The organism is Acidaminobacter sp. QWL-03 (genome assembly GCF_058683855.1).
The window spans coordinates 200,972-220,846 of sequence record NZ_CM178752.1 but is presented as its reverse complement, the minus strand read 5'-3'; the positions used below and the strand labels follow the sequence as shown (position 1 = coordinate 220,846).

Below are 19,875 nucleotides of genomic sequence, written 5' to 3'. Positions count from 1 at the left end.
CTTAAGAAGGGCAGTACCTGTCGGCATAAAAACCACACTGAATCTGACATCCGCGTCTTTCTAAATTTTTTTGTACCCCAAAGAAACGATACGCCCTTCACTTTTCATGGGATAATCTGAAATTTAACGCTTGATTTTTTGCAATTTTCAGTTTAATCTAAGGTCATGCCATTTTATCAGAACGTCGTTCCGAAAAATGATATCCAAAAATCGTAAAGGAGGACATCTTTAATGGTCACAAAGATGAAAAAACAAGCTACCTTGGGTCACGCACTTATTCCTATGTTTTTTATCATCGCAGCGCTGATCTTTACCATGCAGTTTTGGGGTGGTGACCCCCACATCCCAATCCTCATGGCAGCAGCAGTCGCGGCACTTGTCGCTGTCTTTGGTCTCGGGTTTACTTGGAAAGAACTTGAGGATGGGATAGTCGAAACCATAAAAATGTCGACCCAAGCACTTCTGATCGTTATGATTATTGGCATGATCATTGGCACGTGGATTCTGGGCGGGATCGTCCCTACTATGATCTACTATGGTTTAAAGCTCCTCTCTCCAAGCATTTTCCTCGTCGCGACTGTTTTGCTTTGTTGTGTTGTATCCCTTGCGACAGGCAGTTCCTGGACAACCGCAGGTACTGTCGGCATAGCGCTGGTCGGTGTTGGCATTGGTCTCGGCATGAATCCCGGCTTGGTGGCTGGTGCCATTATCTCCGGCGCCTACTTTGGCGATAAGATGTCCCCACTTTCCGACACCACCAATCTAGCGCCTGCCATGGCTGGCTCAACACTCTTTGAACACATCCGGCATATGACCTATACCACAGGACCTTCTTTAATTATTGCGCTGATCCTCTACGGGATTATTGGAATGAAATTTGCCAACAATGACCTCGACACATCTGCGATCAATGAAATCCTCACAGGCATGGAAGCAAACTTCAATATTTCCTTGGTTCTCTTCGCTGCGCCTTTGCTTGTTATTTTGATGGTTGTCTTTAAAGCGCCTGCAATTCCTGGGCTGCTGGGCGGCGCTCTACTTGGTGGACTGTTTGCATTTGTTTTTCAAGGGGCGGATATGTCCTCCATCATCGAAGCTATGCACTATGGCTATGCTTCTGAGACCGGGATTACCGTCATTGATGATCTTCTTTCCCGTGGCGGTCTCGACAGCATGATGTGGACCCTTTCTCTGATTCTCTGCGCCATGAGTTTCGGCGGCGTTATGGAAAAGTCCGGCATGCTCGAAGCCATCGCCCGTTCAATTCTGAAACTAGCTCACGGCACAGGGAGCCTTGTGCTTGCAACAATCATCACCATTATTGCCATGAACTTGATGGCAGGCGACCAATACCTCTCTATAGTCATTCCGGGCCGCATGTATAAACAAATCTATCAAGAGCGCGGCCTCCATCCTAAAAATCTCTCCCGCATCCTGGAAGACGCAGGTACGCTGACCTCGCCACTGGTGCCATGGAACACTTGCGGTCTGTTCATGTCAAGCACGCTGGGCGTCGCAACGCTTGCTTATCTCCCTTTCGCTTTCCTGAACTTGATCAACCCGCTTGTTTCAATTTTCTATGGCTTCACAGGAATTACCATGGAGAAGCTTCCTGAAGCAGAAGTCGCAAATGCAGCATAGAACATCACATCATTTTTAAATCTACATAACCTCTGTCTGGACAAAGAGCTCATAAAAATGACCATCGGCAAAAGTCCTATAAAGCATTTAAGGCTTTATAGACTCTGCCGATGGTCATTCATTTATACTTAGTTATTCAAAATCTTGCTTATTACCACAATAACTGCCCTATGACAAATCATTCACTTCCTGTTCTGCATAACCCTCTAGTCTAAGCCGACATCCCTACAACCATCCCCGACGCAAAGGGAACTAACCAAATCAGCCAAACTGCAGCGCTGAACCGGTGAAACTTCTTCTTGGTCTTTGGGCTATTCTGATATAGGACGACGGTCGCCCAAATCACGTGAACCAGCATTAACAAAATGGCCACAAGGCCGGTCAGCCCGTGCAACCCATCACCCGCACCCGTCGCGATTCGGTTCATCAGCGTCGTGCCAAGGGTGTCAAACACCAGCCCGCACCAAAAGATGAGGACATGCCAAGGCTTGAGGGTCCCTGACAATTTTTCCGACCAGACACCAATGGTATAAAACAGTAAAGCTGCAGTAATCGATACAATGGCATAAAATAACATAAAACTCTCAACCTCCACATTTTGGCAAATCAATTAACATTTAACGCTCAATAAGTTGAACCGCAGTGAAAATGCGACAATTTGAACCTCGGATTAGTTTTCCACCCCGTGTCCCCGGTCCTCCAGCAGTGACAAAATCACTTTTTCCAGAACCGTAAAGTCTACCAGCGGGGTCTGGATCATCGCAAGAAAGTTCATCACTACAAAGGCTGCGGCTTCCTGACTGGACAAGGCTTTGAAGCGGATCTCGTCGGCCTCCATCCATTTCGCAAGCCGTGCTGCCAGCATCTCAATAGCTTGAAATTTTCTCCCCCGGCTGCTCCCTATGACCTCTTCAGCTTGATAGAGCTCAGGCTTCAGCCATTCGGTCCGAAATATGGCGACAAAACTATCAAGACTGTAGTAGATGCCTTGAAGTTTTTCAGAAAACGATCCGGCGCTTGCCAAAATTGAATCCACCTCGGACTGAAAGGTCTTCCAGTAGTCTGTCATCATCTCCACCATCAAGTCGTCTTTGTTGGGAAAGTAATTGTAAATGGTGCCAAGGGCAATGCCGCAAGCGCTCGCAACGCCCCGCATTGTCAGCTGGTTGTAGCCCTTTTCGCTTAAGATCTCCCTGGCATGGGTCAGGATGAGTTGTCTTGGATTTTCTATGATCTTCGCCATGATTTCACTACCTTTTGTGGATTTAATATGAACGCTGTTCATTTGAACTACGTTCATATTAACTTATAAGAATTGGTTTGTCAATGTTGCAAAAATATTACCGTCCGCGTCCCCAACATGAAATTAGGGACGCGGACGGTAACAGAACTGTAATATTCAATAGAAGATCGATTATTGTATCGATACTTTAACTCGAAAACACTTTAACGTTTAAACTTGAATGACAGATCTCCCGCCATCCACGCCAATAATCTGACCCGTCATCCAGTCCGACTGGTCAGAAATCAGGAATGCGGTGAGGCTCGCAATATCCCGAGCCCTCCCCAGCCGCTTCAGGGCGTGGGTTTTAGCCAATGCTTCAATAGCCTCTGGGCTTTTTATGATGGCGGAGGACAGATCGCTGTCTTGCAGCAGCGAAGGTGCAATGCCGTTGACACGAATCTGAGGCGCCAATTCAGCCGCCAGCGACCTCACTAGTCCTTCCACCGCGCCTTTGCACATGCTAAGGGAAGCATGCATAGCCATGCCCTGCTGAACCGCAACGCTGGAATATAGCACCACAGACGCGCTCTGATGTTTTTTAAGTGCGGTCGCCGCCGCCTGAACTGCCATGACAGCTCCCAGTGCATTGAGTCTGAAGTCCTCTATAAAGTCCTCCTCTTCAAGTCGCCTTAAAGACTTGAGATTGATGGTACCCACCGCGTACACCAATCCGGCCAGTTCCTTGCCCGCTTCCTCTGTAACCAGCTTAAACGATGCCGGGTCTCGAAGGTCCGCGACACTCATACCGGCGTCGAGTTCCTCTGCTATTTTTTTTAGTTTTTCGTCACTTGATCCTACCAGGTGCAGCTCGTAGCCCATTTCCTTTAAAAGCCTGGCACTCGCTGATCCTACCGCGCCGCTGCCGCCATAAATCAGTACTTTCCCGCTCACTCTCCATACCCCCTGTCTGTTCACATTGTGATAGGTTATTCTTGCAATTTATACCCCAAAACGCGGCATCCGGTGCTTAGGTCCATGAAAAGTGTTACAACAATCGCTATTGTGGTATCAAAGCAATAATTCAAGTAACGCACTCACCCTCACCTTCACAACTATCCCGAAATAGCGGCCCCGCTGAAAGGAGGTCCTGCCTTGAACGCTGAAGACTTAATCTGGATCTTGGTCTCGTATGGTATTGGTTGTTTCAATACGGGCTACTATTACATTAAATGGAAACACAGAACAGACATCCGCGATTCCGGGTCACGAGCGACTGGCGCCACAAACGTCGGACGTACTGCCGGCAAAAAGGGTTTTTTAATTACAGCAGGTGGCGACATCCTAAAAGGCGCTTTCGCCGTGGCTTTAGGAAAATATGTTCTTCAGATCAGCGACCTTGCCGCGTTGGGGAGCCTGATGGCCGTGGTCCTTGGCCACATTTTCCCTGTACAGCTTGGCTTCAAGGGTGGTAAGGGCATTGCGACATTAGCCGGGTCACTGCTCGCCTACAATCCACTTCTAATGTTGGTGGTCCTACTGCTGTTTGGCATTTTTTTTGTCATTCTAAAAAAGAAGACCCCAGCCGCTTTGATTGTGCTATTACTGCTTCCGGTGTTCATGGCGTTGTATCGTTATCCGCCACGGGAAATTGGAGCTATAGCGCTGATCAACCTGATAGTTATTTTCGCTAATCGCGATAATCTAAGAAGGGCATTGAAGCAGCCAAGAGAAAAGGTGGAATGAAAATGACCATCGGCAAAGTCCTTGAAGCTATTAAAAGCTCAAGTACTTTTTGCCGATGGTCATCCCTACTCAAAATATAGTTCCGCAACCGAATAAAGCGCCGCTCTCCCACTGAGCTTCACTCTCTCGCCAAGGTACTTGCAGTATAGCGTGCCGCCTCGCGGTGAAGCTTGATAGGCCACCAATTCATCTTTGCCAAGCCTGCCTGCCCAGAATGGTATGATGTGACAGTGCCCGGAGCCACACACCGGATCCTCCGGCACATTGAGTTTGGGCGCAAAGGATCTGGAAACACAGTCATGATCCCTGCCGCGAGACGATATATGCAGCAGCAAGCCTTCCATTTCACGCACTTTTTCCATATCAGGCACGGCTTGTCGGACTTCATTTTCCGTTTCCAGAATACAAAGCAGATCTCTCCCCAAGTAGGCTTCCACAGGTCTGACCCCAATGGCGCGTTCCACGTCTTCTGTGACTTCGACTTGTTTCAAGACATAAGAAGGAAAATCCATCTCAAAAAGCTCGCCTTTCTTCTGAACCACCAGCTCACCGCTGAGGGTTTCAAACCGGAGTTCTTTCGCGTCAGGTTCGACAAACCTGGTGATGACATAAGCGGTGGCTAAGGTCGCATGCCCGCACAGATCAATCTCGCCTCCAGGTGTAAACCACCTGAGCTGATAGTGTGATGCCTTGCCGGGATTGACCGCGAAGGCTGTCTCAGAAAGATTGTTTTCTTTGGTTATTTTAAGCATGATTTCGTCAGGCAGCCATGTATCCATAACACAGACCGCCGCTGGATTACCTTCGAAGACATGATCCGCGAAGGCGTCAACGACATATTGTTTCATACCTGAGGGCTCCTTTCATCGTTTCCATGATATTATATTCCTGATTAAATTATACTTAATTCAGCAGTCACCTCAATTATATAATGAGATCTTGTTGTCAACGCGACCATCAGTAAACATTAACTGATTATGGAATTGAAGAAAAGCCCATCTTGGCAAAAAGGAGGTCCTCATGGCCGCTTTTATTCGTCCCCCAAAACCTATTCCTCTCCTACTGAGACCCGGCATTTGGATTGCCAAAAAGATCACCGGCAAGGATTTGGAAGTCCCGAAACTATTGTCGTGGTACCCAAAAGCAGCTATTGGTTCCGCTGTGCTGGAATCCCTGGTCGCCCATAAGGACCGGACCATTTCGGAACGGATGCTGAAGCTCGTCCGAATTCAAGCCTCTTTTACGGCTTACTGCCCGTTTTGCATTGACATGAATTCAGCCGAGTATGCACAATCAGGCATCACACCTGAGGAATTAGCCGCACTCCAAGACCACACGCTCATTTCAACCACACAGTCCTTTTCGACTCGGGAGAAATTGGCGCTGGACTACGCGAGACTCATCTCCGCCACGCCGCTGTCTTTCCCGGCTGAATTTATTGAGTCGCTCAAGCAAAATTTTGACGAGCGTGAAACCGTCATTATCGCCACTACAGCGGCGCAAGTCAATTACTGGGCCAGATTAATTCATGGCTTAGGGGTACCCCCGGCTGGATTTTCAGGGTCTTGCAAGCTGCCGGAGTAAACTGAAAATGCTAAAACAATCTGCGGGCGACAGCTTTTACCCATAAAAAAACCATCGGCTAAAAATTTTAAAACTCAGCCGATGGTTTCTTGTCTTCATCCAAACGCTTCACTTCTTCTATGCTGCATTGTCAATCTTAAATTTCCTGTAGATCCCAATGCTCAATCCGGTCCCAACACCGTGGGCCATAGTGATCGCCAAATTATTCAGATCAATGCTGCCTAATGCGGATAAGAGCAGTTGAAAATCGTCCTTGATTTCAGCGCCGGTATTGAAGGCCACGACCAACATTCCAAATGGAATAGCCGCAATCGCGCCAACCACAAAAAACAGACCCATCGCTTTTTTTCCAAAGATCGAAGCACCGACGGCTGCCCCAAAGATGGCAGCCATCAGCATGATGGCCAGGGTATCTGCAATGCCTGTAGTTCCTAAACCAGAGCTTATGGAATCTGGCAGCAGTGAACCAATGCCCTCAAACACGCCAAACGCGATTAAAAGACCCAGCGGCAAAGCAAAGGCCCCAGCCACAGTCATCCATAGGATTTTATTCCTCAGGCGCAAAGACAAACCGAGCAGCAACGCGCCTACGCCTCCGGAAATCATCATCCCCATAATATAATTATCTGAACTCAAAATAAATAGACTCGATAAAAGCCCGCTGATCAGAAAGGTGATCAGCCCCAGAAATGTTGTCCAGAGTATGTAACGCCCTTTGACTAACCTAACTTCAGACATGATGTCGACCTCCCTTACGAAAGAAGTGATGCGCTTTGGTTGAGCCCTTGAAATTGAGTTTGATTTCTTTTACTTTTCTATAGTGTAATTTTACACCTTTTGAGTATAATTTGCAACAACATAACCTGGTTCCAACTTCATTGTCCGTACCTGGTACGTTTTTCGGAACGCCGACGTATAAATAATTTGACAAGGTTGCTATTTCAGGTTTCAAGAATAATCTTCTTCATCAACTTCAATCACGGTGACAGGTACAGAAATGAAACCGACCAACCAGCACTTCCCTCTCAGTGAGGTTCTCACAGTATTTGTCCAATGCTTTAATTTCTGCCGCAAACTCTTTTTTGAAGGTATTATAAGCAGCTTCCGATTCCCACACATCGACAGTGGTATAGGCACCCGCCGCATCCAAATCCCTAAGCAGAAGGGTCCGATGGTAGCCTGTCGCCCGCTTAAATAGTTGGACCCATTCCCCTTCCGGCCCATAAATTCTTTGAAATTCCGTTTCTTTGTCCAGAACTACCTTAAATCTCCATATATAGAGATAAGCGTGATCTGTGTTCAACATAAGTATTTGATCCATCATAACTTCACCTCATCGATTTATTTGATCAATGAGCTCAAGCATTTCAGCGGTCTCTGGGATATCGCTCATAGAGTGTCCGTAATGGACATATCTAAGGATCCCGGCTTGATCTACCAGCATCTGTGCAGGCATTCTCCCAAGTTTGAACAAATTGACCTTCTGGCCAAATAATTTCAGAACGGAGAGCTTATCATCAGGAATACCAATAAACTTCAGATCATGTTCCTCCCAGTAATTCTTAAATGCCTTGGCGTTTTCGGGGCCTATCACGACAATTTTGGTGTTCCTTTTTTCAAACTCATTTAGGTTTTGACGCAACTGCATCATATGCTTTTGGCAGAACGCTCAGACAAAGCCTCTATTCAGCACGATCAGGACATTGCTCTTACCCTTGAGCTCGGAAAGCCTAAAAAGATCACCTTTGTAGTCTTCGATTTCGAAATCCGGCGCTTCTTTGTTCAATTCAACGCTTGCCATGGTATCAACTCCTTATCGTACTATTTGTTTGAAATCTTGGTCAGAAAGGTTGTCGTGTAAGAAAGATTTTTCGTTATACATGCGTCCACACAGTGACCGCAGCCCACACATCTTAACGAGGTCACTGGTTCGCCTTTTAAGGCTTTGCTTTGAAGCTCTATCGCCATAGGACACGCTGAATTGCATTGACCACAATTTATACACGTTGTGAGGTTTGTAATTATTTTCTGCCCGGAAAGTTTACTTATGAAGCCCAGCATCGTGCCCAGAGGACAATAGTAACAATACCCTCTTCCTACGAATACGATCCAGAAGAACATCATCATGAGCAGTTCCGCGCTCAGATATTTGTAGATTTCTACCTTGCCTATCAGATTATAGTTTTCGAGAGTCTGAGTGCCACTCAGCAATAAAATCCAATAACCAGTAAAAAATAAGGCAAGGGCGAACATGACCCACTTTAGGATCATGAGCAGCTTAACGGTTTTGGGATGAATATTTTTCTTTTTCCCAATTAAAGGGAACGCTGGCGCAAAGACTTCAGAGGCAAAACCGTTGAAGAGGCAGATAGTTGAACACTGCCAGCGCCTCCCGAAAAGTAAGGTGCCTAATAACACAATAACGCTGATCACGATATAAAAGATCAAAGCCGAGGTTATTCCCGCTGCACCCCAAAGCGGAAAACGACTGGCGTAAAAGGTGGAACCCTCAGCTAATATTTGCAATGGGGTCGTTGTCCAGGGCAGCGGCATGGCAAAGAAATAGAGTTCGTTATTATTTAAGAGTAAGGGCGACAGGATATGTACAAAGAGGGCTGCAATTATGAATCCCTTCAAATTCTTTTTTCTCATGGTCGTGCGTTTGGATTTATTCGTGATTCTTATGGTTAGAATGCTGGCCACGATGATAAATGCGGTTTTAATCCAGTTTTCATAGAAATGCCAAAACCACGTGATGGCTTTCCCAACGGATTCGGGCGCAGTCTTGACATAGCCATAGTTTAGGCCCGCGAGAATAAAACAAAAAATTATGTAGATCCAAAGAAGCGCTTTAAGGAGAGTCAGTTCGCGGGTTCTTGTTGTTGTCATAGGGGTACACCTCAATCATACTGTAATGATAATATTATACCCTTTAAAGAAAATAAAAGGCAGGAAAATGGTGTTTGCCTCCGTTCACCCACCACAAACTGGGTGTCTGACACCGAGTTTCTTTTCAGCCTGGTACCGTCTTTCTGATAATGCAAAGACCATCGGCAGTGTGCTCTGGCTTTTTTCACACAAGCCTTAAAGCGTTTTTGCCGATGGTCTCAAGTTTCCATTCCATATTCAATTTAAAATGTACTCACTCAAACACTCGAATTGACTGCTATGCCTTCTTCGCCTGAGCTTTGACCTTGGCAACGGCCAGAATCAAACCAAGTGCCAGGGAAAGGGACGCGGCAAACAACACTTTGTATTCCGGAGGAAGCATGAATGTAATCGTGTGGGCCGGAATCCAGAAGAACGGCAGCGTTTTGAAAATGACAAAGGAAAAAAAGCTCTCCCAATCAATCGTCCTCACGATCCTGCCAATCGTGATCTTTTCTTTGGGATTTTGATACTTCAGATCAATATAAGTATCCGTCATTTTGTGGGTACCCATCAGCACAGGCGCAAAAGTCGTGTTCAGCAGAATGCTGACCTGAAGCGCGAAAATAATGCCGCCGCCTTCAATCAGCAGGCCTTTGGCCTGCGCACCTTTAACACCGCTGCCATAAATTTCGAAAACCAGCACAATCAACATTCCGAGGAGACCCCAAATGAGCGCCCTGTAAATAATGCCTTTTGGCAGACGGTCCCAGCCCTTCGTGGTAATTCTGACTGCCAGCAGCTCGCCCATGGTCGCCAGGATCGCGAACTTGATGAATCCGGATATGTACGGATGTGCCGCTGTGAAATTCATAAACACTTCATGTGTTGCCGGGACAGAGATAAACGCCACGACTGCCGCTAATACAAGCCCCCAGATCAAATCACCTTTTTTCAACATCATTACCTCCTATGTATAATTCCTCATTAATATAATGTAGCACAAAGAAGTCACGAGGGCACGTAAAAAGAAAAAACAAACTTGTGATATGATACCAATTTCAAAATAGGGTGAGAAGAAAATGACGAAACCATCGGCATGGCGCTTTTGGCTTTAAAAATCTTAAGGCGCGTTTTGCCGATGGTCTCGGTTCTTCATTCAGATTGCATTTTCACGTTGTTAACTCGTTCTGGATTGCGCCATCATTCTTGTGATGCCGCCGCCATTTTCAAGATTCGTATACCCATAATAGTTGAGAATCTGCTTGGCGTAAGCACTTCGCGCGCCCGTAGCGCAGTAAAGGATTATTTTTTTATCCTTCTTTCCGAATTCTTCAATTCTATTCTGAATTTCATCCAAAGGAATATTGATCGCGCCGGGAACCGCGCCATAGGCAAATTCATCACTCGTGCGCACATCCACAATCAGCGGTTCGCTGGATTCATCTTTTTTCACTTCCGCTTTTGGCGCAGCCTTGACTTCAACTTCAATGTCTTCTCCAATTTTCTTTGGTTCCGGAGCAGGGAGATCCAATTGGAAGCTTGATGGCGTTACTGCCCTGACATAGCCGGCAAGGCTCGAAAATCCGCCGCTGACATTAAAAACATTGGTAAATCCCGCGCCAATAAGCGTACGAAGCGCCTGATGCCCTTTTTTGCCGGTTTGGTCATAAACGTAGAACAGTCTATTCTTAGGGAGTAAATTGAGCTTTGAGGGAAGAATTTCAAGCGGAATATTGATTGCGCCTTCAACATGGGATTTGTTAAACGCAAACACATCCCTGACGTCCAGCCAAATCGCTTTCTGACTGTCTGCAATGGCATCCAGCTCAGAAACTGTCAGGGCTGGCGAGTAACCGGACATTCTGTTCTCAGCCACATAGGCCGCCATATTTATGGCATCATTGGCCGTTCCAAGGGGTGGCGCATAGGCGAAATCCATATCCGCGAGATCAGACACCGTCAGCTTTGCTGCGGCCGCTGCTGCAAGGACGTCCAGCCTTCTGTCAGCGCCAGCGTAACCTGCGGTTTGTCCCCCCAGCACGACGCCGGTTTCTCTGTCATAGACGACAAGGACTGTCACTTGCACCGCGCCTGGATAATAAGACGTATGATGCTCCTTATGAATCACAATGGCATCTGCGTTAAGTCCTGCAGCTCTGGCTGCCTTCAAAGAGAGTCCTGTGGTCCCCGCGACGGCTTCAAAAACTCTGACAATAGATGTCCCTATGGAGCCTTTATATTCATGACCTTTGCCAAAAGCATTCTCAGCGGCAATTCTTCCCTGGCGGTTGGCTGGTCCCGAAAGAGGTATACGCACCTTCTTGCCGTGCACCCGGTGTTCAAGCTCAACCATATCCCCTGCCGCATAGATATTGTCGTCACTGGTCTTCAAAGTCGCGTCCACCAGCAGTCCACCGGCTTCACCTATGGCAAGGCCTGCATCTGCAGCCAGCTTTAAGGTCGGGCGAACCCCAATGGAGAGCAGAACCAGATCCGCGTCCACGCTGGCGCCATCCTTCAGTGTCACATGGTTTCTTCCAATAGCATCAACCGCCTTGTTGGTCAGAACATCGACGCCATAGGACATCATTTCCTGCTGGATAAATCCTGCGATTTCTGCTTCCATAATGGCCATGACATGAGGCATCATTTCAACGACAGAGACCTTGAGTCCTCTCTTGACAAGGGCTTCGGCCATTTCCAGGCCAATGAATCCGCCACCTACGACAACCGCTGTCTTAGGACTCTTAGTTTCAATGAAGGTGTGGATCTTGTCCATGTCCTCGAGGGTCCAGAGCTGGAACACATGGTCCTGATCGGCGCCGGGGATTGGGGGCGCGATGGGTTTCCCACCCTGAGCCAGAATCAGCTTTGTGTAGTCAAAGGACTTCTTATCACCTGTGCGTGAATCGACCGTATGAACGACTTTGTTTTCTCTGTCGATCTCTGCAGCTGTCGTATTTATATGAACCGCTGTCTGATATTGCTCATTAAAGCTTTCCGGACTTTGAAGGATCAGCTTAGATCTGCTCTTTATGTCGCCGCCTATATAATAGGGAAGCCCACAATTCGCGAAAGAAATATCCGGTCCGGATTCAAGAATTGTAATTTCAGCCTCCGCTGAAAGTCGTCTTGCTTTTGCTGCCGCTGTCGCACCTGCTGCTACGCCGCCGATAATAACTATTTTCTCCATTTTCTTTCCCTCCGTAATTAGTGTCATTGTGGTTCATTATTAAGTGAATGAGACTTTTCGTCTGAACTGGATTTTTCAAATTCAAGTTTTGTCATCATGTAATTTTCATATTCGAGGCAGTACCCTTACCCCCTATGGGTATATAATAAGATCTTTTTTCTTTCTTGTCAATACTCTTTCAATATGGAAATTACATTTCAAGCAGAATTGCCTATTAAAAAAGAGGCGGCGTCTATTTGATCCGGATTAGCAGTGATGGGGCTGATTGGTAAATGAAAAACCATCGGCAGCATTCTTTAAGCTTCACAAAAAAGCTAAAAGAGCAATTTGCCGATGGTCGCAATAGTTCATTCAGATTTCTATTAGAATCTTCTTCCGCAACATCCAAGATGTTGCCAGGTACTGTTACCGGGACTGTTTTTTTGATCTTGCGCTTAGAAAAGACGTCGTGTACGATAGAGTTTTCGTCGCACAGGCGTCCACACAGTGACCGCATCCCACACATCTGAGAGAGGTAACCGGTTCTCCGTTAAGGGCTTTGCTTTGAAGGTCTATGGCCATTGGACAAGCCAGATTGCACTTGCCGCAATTGATGCATTTTGTCAGAGTTGTGATTATTTTTTGTCCCGAAACCCTGCTGATGAAGCCGAGTACCGTCCCTAACGGACAATAATAGCAATATCCTCTTCCAACAAAAACAATCCAGAAAAACATCATCATCAGGAGCTCAGCACTCAAATACTTGTAGATTTCGAGTTTCCCAATCAGGTTAAAGTTTTCAATTATTGGCATCCCACCCACCAGCAAGATCCAATAAGCCGTAAGACATAACGCGAGAACTAACATGATCCACTTCATGAACATAAGGAATCTGACTGTTTTAACCTGAGGTTTTTTACTTTTCCCGATCAAAGGAAACGCTGGAGCGAAGACTTCAGAAGCAAAGCCGTTGAAGAGACACAGTGTCGAGCACTGCCAGCGCCTGCCGAACAATATGGTGCCAGCGAACACAACCAGGCTGATAACGAGATAAAAGATCAGAGCCGCTGATATGCCGGCTGCACCCCAGAGAGGAAATCTTGAGGTATAAAACGATGAATTCTCAATTAATAATTGGAGCGGTGTGTCGTCCACGGCAGAGGCATGGCGAAAAAGTAAAGTTCGTTATTATGTAAAAGCAGCGGCGCCAAAATATGAACCACTAAAGCTGCCAGGATGAAGCCCGTCAAATTCCTTTTTCGCATTGAGGATCGTCCGGAGCTCTTTATGATTCTTAAGGTAAGAAAACTGGCGATGATTATAAACCCTGTCTTGATCCAATTTTCATAGAAGTGCCAGAACCAGGTAATGGCTTTCCCGACAGGTTCAGGCGCAGTCTTGACATAACCGTAGTTTAAGCCTGCGAGAATGAAATATAAAATAATATATATCCAAAGAAGCGCTTTAAGAAGGGTAAAATCTCGGTTATTTGTTTTTGTCATTGAAATTGGCGTGCACCTCTTACAGGACGTATTGATTTCATTATACCCTTTAATGACAATTGCAGGAAGGAAAATGGTGTCTGACACATTCTTCGCATTTTTGCCATCTCAACGTAAGCGCGTACCCTCTTATGGCAACTTATGAATAATAGTGCTTAGCCAACAACCTACTGCAGTTACTGCTCATTCTCTGATTTTTTTGCTTTTTCAGCCATCAAAAATAATACGATAATCTGTCCAAATGGTACAAATAAAAATAATTGCCACCACACACTGCGTCCGGTCTCATTCAATCTCCGGGCTCCCACTGCTAGAAATGGCACTAAGAAAAAAACTGAAACAATTTGATTAAGTTTTTCGTGAATGAGGGCAGCTACAGCCATTACCAGGACCATAAAAAGAAGAAACCACCAATATTCATAACGGGTTGCTGTTCCTGAAAAGTTGGCGTATTCAATAAAACTCATTTTAACTGCTTCAATTGGCGTCGCAGCATGTTGCTTTTCATGGGTCATCAACGCATCAGGTTCAGCCCCCAAAGCCTTAGCAAGCACTTTAAGAGACTCCATAGAGATCTTGCTTCCATTTTCAGCGCGTTGTATAGTTCGAAGACTTAACCCACTTTCCTCACTAAGTTGTTCTTGCGACCAACCATGACTTAGCCTTAAAGCTTTAACCTTATGCAAATCAATTTTCATATTTTCTCTCAACCTCATTTTTATGTGATTATAAACTAAATATAGATGAATTACCTTTTGATGTCCACGACAGTAAGACGTCAATTAGCCGCAAATGGTCCTATTTTGGGATAAATAACCGGGTCCCCGCCTGCAAGCCGTGCCGGTTGGCATGGCTTGCACCTTCCGGGGTCGGTTTTACAAATATTCATCTCATTGTATTTACGTTTTGGTGGACCCTTCGAGCTTCGCACTCAGGGCTCGCAAACGCAGAGCGTTTGCTATGGGCAAGCCTCCACCAAAAACTAGAAAAAACACCCTCAATTGGGTGTTTTTTCTAGTTTTTGTCTAAGAACGCCATTATTGATACATATTAGCATTTTATATTTAAACATTTCATTGGCCATACTAATATTTAAATGTCAAGTCCGAGCTTAATTGCATTATTTGTTAATCGTAAAATTAGCGCTTATTGGGTACAGAATATTTGACCCATCTTTTTTTGAAACTTCTTGTATGATTCTATAATCACCAGAAGTAACTGATTTCCACGCACCCATAGGAAGTCTAATTTCTGTTGAATCAAAAGGTGATAAGTAATTCAATATTGCAAGAAAACCAACATCTCCAGAATAAGGTATCTTATACCATTTCTCTCTAATATTTTTTTCAAGTATTACTCCGTCTCCATAGTAAATAGTATCATTAGTACTATTTATTAATTCATATTCTATTATATTTGAGCTATTATTGAATTGCAAATAATTAATTGAGACTCCTGGAAGATTATTTAGTTGTTCTGTCGAAAATTTGGTTGGTTCCAAATCTTTTACTGAATATTTAATGTTATTCATGACTGTTTCCACCCTAACATCTCTCGAGATAACTATTAATAGGACAATTAACATCAAAAAGATAAGAGTTAAATGAGTAATTTTCTTCATTATTTCCTCCATTTGAAGCTCAAAGTTGCATTTATAATTTACATTTTCATTTGTCTATATTCTGATTCTGCTTACTTGATTGCAATTAAATGGCTTTTAAAAAATATTGTTATAAATCAATAACCAATTTCGACTGCAAAATTAGTTGGCACATGACTCAATGGGCTATAATAGGCATTACTACTAGCCTCACCAGTAGTTGTACCAACAGCAGAATAATCATTCCCATTTGATATGACAAAAGGCCCTCCGCTGTCTCCATTTTGTATTGCGGATCCTATTTGCAACGTACATCTTACAAGCCCGTTTATTGTGTAATTTGAATTAGATGGTGTGTCAAACCATGCTTTTGAAACACCAACAGCATTGACTTTCAATGTAGACCAAACTTGAGAAGCATTCCCAAATCTATACACAATTGTATTTATCGGTACAGAATTTACACGAGCTTTTATCTTTCCAACTATTGTCCCTGAATAGTTTTGTTTAACTAGCCCGGATATTGTCTCACCACTATTTAAATTTATTATTGCCCAATCACCACTACCATTATTTGCCCATTGCTTAATAGTTACTGTGCCAATCGTAGTACTATTGTACTTAGCTGTATCACCAGCATTGAAAGCTGAGGTGTGTCCACAAGTCAAATAGGCGCGAATACCGTTGTACCAGCCAGTAAAGCCAAGAGTTAAGCCACCTGCTGAACCATGATTATAATATCCTTGACCTCCCATGTGGTTTAAACTCGGCTCTGAAATTTCACCTGATTCAAATACCAATGGAATCTTATACCCCACGACAGATTTAAAGTCATTATCAATTTCTAAAGTGTTGATTGCTTTTTCAATTTCATCTTTATTTATAATTATGGTTATTGAATTGTTTAATGTGTTTACATAATAACCTAACGTCGAAAATCGATTGTTTAAATAATTAATAGTATCGGTCATCATGACATTCAACTCATTTAAAGAATAAACTACTTGCTCAAATTCAACTACATTCTCAATACTCTCGGCTACAAATGTCGCATCTCGTTCCTTTATTTCATTTAGGTCAATATGACTAGAATATTCATTTAATAACTTCGCATAGGTAATGCTTTGGTTATTTGTGCTTGATATTTGGATAACCAATTTACCATGATCATTTATGTATGCTCCTGCATAATTTTCAGGATAATTTGCAGGTAGTCCGTCTTTTTTACCATATTGGTCAATAAAGGATCCGATTAACTCATCATAGACTATTACTGCATCATATTGTGCGATTGATTTTTTATAAAATTCTAACTCTTCCATAGTCATTTTGTCAGTATCAAAAACAGTTGATGTGAAATAGTTTGTACGAAGGTCATTGTCAGGTGCCAAATTAGAAAATGAAAAAGAAAAGCCAATGCATATAACTAGTGATAAAATAAATGCTAAACTTTTTTTCATTTTATAAGCCTCCTCATTTTGTGACACATCAAATTTTACATTTCATTCACACTATTTACATCAATACCCACAAATTTAATTTTTATCCATCATGTCCACAAATAGTTTCCCGATTGTAAAATGTTACTGTAAATAATCGGGAAACAACCTATCTATATTTCCCAGACTCCCCCCGTACCTGTCACCAAAATCGTATAAACAACGTTTAACTAAATTGAAAAGTTTTCAATCACCTAATTTCAACAAAAACAACTTCAACATCTTCACTGACTTAACCAGGTGTAAATTGAGAAGTTAGTGAAATTGTTTTATAATTCTAACCCATTAAAAGTTAATTATGGGTTAGTGTTAGAAAAGAGACTACACTTCCATATTTGAAATATATTGGTGAGAGTGAGGAATGAGAACCATCGGAGGAACTAGGTTCCCGCTTGAAATCCGTGTCGGTAGGCCTGGCTTGCAACTTCGACTCCCCTCGCGCCTCCGATACACCCTCGCAACCCGGCGAGGGGAGTCGCTACGCACTATATTGTTCTAAACTTCATCGAAATGCTGTATACTAACCTTTGTCACGCTAACGCTTGCGTGAACCATCTTATTCCATCTCTCAACTAATTGTCCTGGCTTCGCCAATAACCCACTGCTGAACCGGGTCCCCACCATCATGCCGTGCCTTTAGCATGGCATTCACTTTCACGCCGGGGCGGGGCGAAATGCCACCGGCATATCGATCTCTCGTTCTAATTATCTTTGTTACACAATGTCAAAAATATTGTCATAGCAAGCGCCTGTATGAACCCTCTCATCCCATCTTTTGTATAAAGTACTTGGCTGCGCCATAAAACATACGACCCGAACCGGGTCCCCACCAGCAAGCTGTGCCGGTAGGCAAGGCTTGCACCTTCGACTCCCCACCTTCAATTCCACCAAAAAACATGTTTTTTGGTGGACCCTTCGCGCCTTCGCGCTCAGGGCTCGCAAACGCGAAGCGTTTGCTATGGGCAAGCCTCCACCAAAAAATAGAAAAAACACCCTCAATTGGGTGTTTTTTCTATTTTTTGGTGGAGGCGAGGGGAGTCGAACCCCTGTCCAAAAGCCCTTTGCCATCAGTTTCTCCGAGCGCAGTCACCTATTTAAATTTAGCCATCTCTCACTCCTGGTGACCGGATTGAGGTCAGGCGATCTTCAATTATACCGCTCTAGAGTCGAAGCGTCCTTAAGAGCTGTTCCCCACGATATGACGTCAGACCCCGGGGGCGTAGGCTACCTCGGGCTGACGAGCAGACTAAGCTGCTAAAGCGTAATTTTTGTTTGCGTTTAATTTAAGGTGACCCAGTTCTTTAACGTGTACCCCAGGTCAGGAAACACGGCTCGCTTCCAATGACTCTAAACCCCTGTCGAAACCAATACGCCCCCATGATATGAGATCAGCAGCACTTCGCGCACAAAACGCAAACTCTGCAGGATCAACGTGTTTCAGGCCGCATTTGAGGGAGTCGCTCTCAAATGCCTTAAAAATGCCTTCAAAATTTCCTTCAGTCTCATCCCTGAAGACAACTCAAAACCCTAGTACTTCTGCCGTTCCCTCAGCTCTTTCTGAATGTTGCGCTCGGAATCCCGCTTCGCAATGGAATCCCGCTTGTCATACAGCTTTTTTCCTTTGGCAACAGCGAGTTCAAGCTTGACCAGATTTTTGCTGCTGAGATACAGCCGCAGCGGAATTAGGGTATAGCCCTTTTGCTGAATGTAGCCGGTCAGTCTCGCAATTTCCTTCTTGTTCAGAAGCAGTTTTCTGGACCGAAGCGGATCCACATTGAAGACATTGCCCATTTCGTAAGGACTGATGTGAAGGTTGTTCACGAAGACTTCGCCGTTCTTGACCTCAGCGTATGCGTCGCTCATACTGGCGCGTCCCATGCGGATTGACTTGACCTCAGTGCCGGTCAGCACCACACCTGCCTCAAAAGTCTCCTCTATGAAGTATTCATGTCTGGCCTTTCGATTTTGCGCGACCGTCTTTTCAGGACGCTCTGTTTTCTGTGACCCTGAGTTTTTTTGTCGTTCCGCCATGCTTTTCACCTTCTTACCTTTTCATCCTTCTAATAATATCACGAACAAACGTTCTCGTCAAGTGGCTCGCAACACCTTGTTCCTATCCGGTAGAAACGCCAACAACAATGGTCTATGACCTTTTCAGGATGAATGACCATGACCATCGGCAAATGCCTTTGGACATGGTCATTCACCCTGACAAAACTTACGCCCACTTAAACACCGCTTCGAGGGCCCTAAGAACACCTTCCTCGTCATTCGACGACGTGACGTGATCCGCCACATCATGGACAAACGCCTCGGCATTAGCCATAGCCACGCCCATGCCGGCGTATTCCAACATCTCCAGGTCATTTTCGTTGTCCCCGAAGGCCATGACCTCTTCGCGACTGACGCCCAAAATCCCGCACAGCCGCGCCAGCGCCGTCCCCTTGTTGACCCCCGTCAGCAGGACATCATAAATGGTATCCAGGGATTTATAACCCGTGATCCCTTCTATAGCTTCAATTTCCCGGCGCATCTCAGCCGAGCGCTCCGAGTTGTCATAGTGAAAGCCAATTTTGTAAATATCCTTCTGATCAAAGAGCGCCAGCGCGTCCGGAACCACCTCGGTCCGTACCCGGTGCTCAGGCGGATGGTCCTTCGAGATCCGCTGAAAATACGCGATCAGCTTCTCCATGCGCTCACTGTAAATCGTTTCCTTGTCATAGAGGTGGAAATAGACGTCATAGCGCCGTGCGATCTTCAGGACCTGTCTGCCGATGGTCACAGGAATTGGCACCCCATACAACAGCTCATCCGTGACGGGATCCACAATGACAGCGCCATTGCAGCAGATCAGCGGTGTCGTGATGCCAATCTCATCCGCGTATCGCTTGGCGGCGCGATAAATCCGTCCCGTCGCCAGGGTGAACTTGGCACCGGTTTTCATCAACGTCTGCAGCGCCCGAACCGTCTCGGGCGACACCTGTTTATCAGAATTTAAAAGTGTACCATCCATATCCGTTACAATCAATTTATACATT

The 19,875-nt window shown here is 45.1% G+C and carries 19 protein-coding genes, 1 other RNA gene and 1 pseudogene; 3 read left to right on the top strand and 18 right to left on the bottom strand.

Going from position 1 to position 19,875, the window contains the following annotated elements:
- Nucleotides 1-231 precede the first annotated feature (231 nt).
- Nucleotides 232-1,641: a Na+/H+ antiporter NhaC gene (gene nhaC, locus AC4PHM_RS00945; protein ID WP_492019029.1), complete on the top strand. Its 1,410-nt coding sequence runs from the start codon at nt 232-234 to the stop codon at nt 1,639-1,641.
- A 211-nt stretch (nt 1,642-1,852) separates the two neighbouring features.
- On the opposite strand, the gene AC4PHM_RS00940 is transcribed toward nhaC, so the two are convergent.
- The 3 genes from AC4PHM_RS00940 to AC4PHM_RS00930 all read right to left on the bottom strand — a co-directional run bounded on the left by AC4PHM_RS00940 (nt 1,853) and on the right by AC4PHM_RS00930 (nt 3,817).
- The gene (locus tag AC4PHM_RS00940) at nt 1,853-2,218 is read right to left on the bottom strand and encodes an HsmA family protein (RefSeq protein WP_492019028.1); all 366 of its coding nucleotides are present in this window, start codon (nt 2,216-2,218) and stop codon (nt 1,853-1,855) included.
- Nucleotides 2,219-2,311: 93 nt separating this feature from the next.
- Nucleotides 2,312-2,884 (bottom strand): TetR/AcrR family transcriptional regulator, encoded by a 573-nt coding sequence (locus AC4PHM_RS00935; RefSeq protein ID WP_492019027.1) that lies wholly within the window; start codon nt 2,882-2,884, stop codon nt 2,312-2,314.
- A gap of 210 nt (nt 2,885-3,094) precedes the next feature.
- Entirely contained in the window at nt 3,095-3,817 is a 723-nt protein-coding gene (locus tag AC4PHM_RS00930; protein WP_492019026.1) for an SDR family NAD(P)-dependent oxidoreductase, read from the bottom strand.
- A 201-nt stretch (nt 3,818-4,018) separates the two neighbouring features.
- On the opposite strand from AC4PHM_RS00930, the gene AC4PHM_RS00925 reads away from it, so the two are divergent.
- Nucleotides 4,019-4,609 (top strand): glycerol-3-phosphate acyltransferase, encoded by a 591-nt coding sequence (locus AC4PHM_RS00925; protein WP_492019025.1) that lies wholly within the window; start codon nt 4,019-4,021, stop codon nt 4,607-4,609.
- A gap of 65 nt (nt 4,610-4,674) precedes the next feature.
- On the opposite strand, the gene AC4PHM_RS00920 is transcribed toward AC4PHM_RS00925, so the two are convergent.
- Entirely contained in the window at nt 4,675-5,457 is a 783-nt protein-coding gene (locus AC4PHM_RS00920; RefSeq protein ID WP_492019024.1) for a PhzF family phenazine biosynthesis protein, read from the bottom strand.
- 172 nt (nt 5,458-5,629) lie between these two features.
- On the opposite strand from AC4PHM_RS00920, the gene AC4PHM_RS00915 reads away from it, so the two are divergent.
- Entirely contained in the window at nt 5,630-6,193 is a 564-nt protein-coding gene (locus tag AC4PHM_RS00915) for a carboxymuconolactone decarboxylase family protein (protein WP_492019023.1), read from the top strand.
- Nucleotides 6,194-6,310: 117 nt separating this feature from the next.
- On the opposite strand, the gene AC4PHM_RS00910 is transcribed toward AC4PHM_RS00915, so the two are convergent.
- The 14 genes and pseudogenes from AC4PHM_RS00910 to AC4PHM_RS00845 all read right to left on the bottom strand — a co-directional run bounded on the left by AC4PHM_RS00910 (nt 6,311) and on the right by AC4PHM_RS00845 (nt 19,874).
- Nucleotides 6,311-6,931 carry a hypothetical protein gene (locus AC4PHM_RS00910; protein WP_492019022.1) on the bottom strand — a complete coding sequence of 207 codons (621 nt, stop codon included), beginning with the start codon at nt 6,929-6,931 and terminating at the stop codon, nt 6,311-6,313.
- 235 nt (nt 6,932-7,166) lie between these two features.
- On the bottom strand, nt 7,167-7,517 hold the full coding sequence (locus tag AC4PHM_RS00905; protein ID WP_492019021.1) for an antibiotic biosynthesis monooxygenase family protein: 351 nt from the start codon (nt 7,515-7,517) through the stop codon (nt 7,167-7,169).
- Nucleotides 7,518-7,526: 9 nt separating this feature from the next.
- Nucleotides 7,527-7,847, bottom strand: a pseudogene (locus AC4PHM_RS00900) (peroxiredoxin family protein); the annotation flags it as partial.
- Nucleotides 7,848-7,862: 15 nt separating this feature from the next.
- Entirely contained in the window at nt 7,863-7,994 is a 132-nt protein-coding gene (locus AC4PHM_RS00895; RefSeq protein WP_492019020.1) for a hypothetical protein, read from the bottom strand.
- Between the two features lie 20 nt (nt 7,995-8,014).
- Nucleotides 8,015-9,082, bottom strand: coding sequence for a 4Fe-4S binding protein (locus tag AC4PHM_RS00890; protein WP_492019019.1), 1,068 nt, complete (start codon nt 9,080-9,082; stop codon nt 8,015-8,017).
- A gap of 277 nt (nt 9,083-9,359) precedes the next feature.
- Nucleotides 9,360-10,025 (bottom strand): hypothetical protein, encoded by a 666-nt coding sequence (locus tag AC4PHM_RS00885; RefSeq protein WP_492019018.1) that lies wholly within the window; start codon nt 10,023-10,025, stop codon nt 9,360-9,362.
- A gap of 216 nt (nt 10,026-10,241) precedes the next feature.
- A complete protein-coding gene (locus AC4PHM_RS00880; RefSeq protein ID WP_492019017.1) occupies nt 10,242-12,257 on the bottom strand; it encodes an FAD-dependent oxidoreductase in 2,016 nt (671 codons plus the stop codon).
- Between the two features lie 405 nt (nt 12,258-12,662).
- Nucleotides 12,663-13,391, bottom strand: a complete 729-nt coding sequence (locus AC4PHM_RS00875; protein ID WP_492019016.1) for a 4Fe-4S binding protein — start codon at nt 13,389-13,391, stop codon at nt 12,663-12,665.
- A 523-nt stretch (nt 13,392-13,914) separates the two neighbouring features.
- Nucleotides 13,915-14,436 (bottom strand): DUF805 domain-containing protein, encoded by a 522-nt coding sequence (locus AC4PHM_RS00870; protein ID WP_492019015.1) that lies wholly within the window; start codon nt 14,434-14,436, stop codon nt 13,915-13,917.
- 422 nt (nt 14,437-14,858) lie between these two features.
- A complete protein-coding gene (locus AC4PHM_RS00865; protein WP_492019014.1) occupies nt 14,859-15,359 on the bottom strand; it encodes an immunoglobulin-like domain-containing protein in 501 nt (166 codons plus the stop codon).
- A gap of 116 nt (nt 15,360-15,475) precedes the next feature.
- A complete protein-coding gene (locus AC4PHM_RS00860; protein ID WP_492019013.1) occupies nt 15,476-16,798 on the bottom strand; it encodes a trypsin-like serine protease in 1,323 nt (440 codons plus the stop codon).
- 1,059 nt (nt 16,799-17,857) lie between these two features.
- Nucleotides 17,858-18,214, bottom strand: a transfer-messenger RNA (tmRNA) gene (gene ssrA / locus AC4PHM_RS00855).
- A 150-nt stretch (nt 18,215-18,364) separates the two neighbouring features.
- A complete protein-coding gene (gene smpB, locus AC4PHM_RS00850; protein ID WP_492019012.1) occupies nt 18,365-18,868 on the bottom strand; it encodes an SsrA-binding protein SmpB in 504 nt (167 codons plus the stop codon).
- A 187-nt stretch (nt 18,869-19,055) separates the two neighbouring features.
- Nucleotides 19,056-19,874: a Cof-type HAD-IIB family hydrolase gene (locus AC4PHM_RS00845; protein WP_492019011.1), complete on the bottom strand. Its 819-nt coding sequence runs from the start codon at nt 19,872-19,874 to the stop codon at nt 19,056-19,058.
- Nucleotide 19,875: the final 1 nt, after the last annotated feature.

Coding starts and splice junctions, on each gene's coding strand:
- AC4PHM_RS00935 (WP_492019027.1), bottom strand. CDS start 2,884: ATGGCGAAGATCATAGAAAATCCAAGACAACTCATCCTGACCCATGCC.
- AC4PHM_RS00895 (WP_492019020.1), bottom strand. CDS start 7,994: ATGGCAAGCGTTGAATTGAACAAAGAAGCGCCGGATTTCGAAATCGAA.
- AC4PHM_RS00940 (WP_492019028.1), bottom strand. CDS start 2,218: ATGTTATTTTATGCCATTGTATCGATTACTGCAGCTTTACTGTTTTAT.
- smpB (WP_492019012.1), bottom strand. CDS start 18,868: ATGGCGGAACGACAAAAAAACTCAGGGTCACAGAAAACAGAGCGTCCT.
- AC4PHM_RS00885 (WP_492019018.1), bottom strand. CDS start 10,025: ATGATGTTGAAAAAAGGTGATTTGATCTGGGGGCTTGTATTAGCGGCA.
- nhaC (WP_492019029.1), top strand. CDS start 232: ATGGTCACAAAGATGAAAAAACAAGCTACCTTGGGTCACGCACTTATT.
- AC4PHM_RS00845 (WP_492019011.1), bottom strand. CDS start 19,874: ATGTATAAATTGATTGTAACGGATATGGATGGTACACTTTTAAATTCT.
- AC4PHM_RS00880 (WP_492019017.1), bottom strand. CDS start 12,257: ATGGAGAAAATAGTTATTATCGGCGGCGTAGCAGCAGGTGCGACAGCG.
- AC4PHM_RS00910 (WP_492019022.1), bottom strand. CDS start 6,931: ATGTCTGAAGTTAGGTTAGTCAAAGGGCGTTACATACTCTGGACAACA.
- AC4PHM_RS00915 (WP_492019023.1), top strand. CDS start 5,630: ATGGCCGCTTTTATTCGTCCCCCAAAACCTATTCCTCTCCTACTGAGA.
- AC4PHM_RS00865 (WP_492019014.1), bottom strand. CDS start 15,359: ATGAAGAAAATTACTCATTTAACTCTTATCTTTTTGATGTTAATTGTC.
- AC4PHM_RS00905 (WP_492019021.1), bottom strand. CDS start 7,517: ATGATGGATCAAATACTTATGTTGAACACAGATCACGCTTATCTCTAT.
- AC4PHM_RS00920 (WP_492019024.1), bottom strand. CDS start 5,457: ATGAAACAATATGTCGTTGACGCCTTCGCGGATCATGTCTTCGAAGGT.
- AC4PHM_RS00860 (WP_492019013.1), bottom strand. CDS start 16,798: ATGAAAAAAAGTTTAGCATTTATTTTATCACTAGTTATATGCATTGGC.
- AC4PHM_RS00870 (WP_492019015.1), bottom strand. CDS start 14,436: ATGAAAATTGATTTGCATAAGGTTAAAGCTTTAAGGCTAAGTCATGGT.
- AC4PHM_RS00890 (WP_492019019.1), bottom strand. CDS start 9,082: ATGACAACAACAAGAACCCGCGAACTGACTCTCCTTAAAGCGCTTCTT.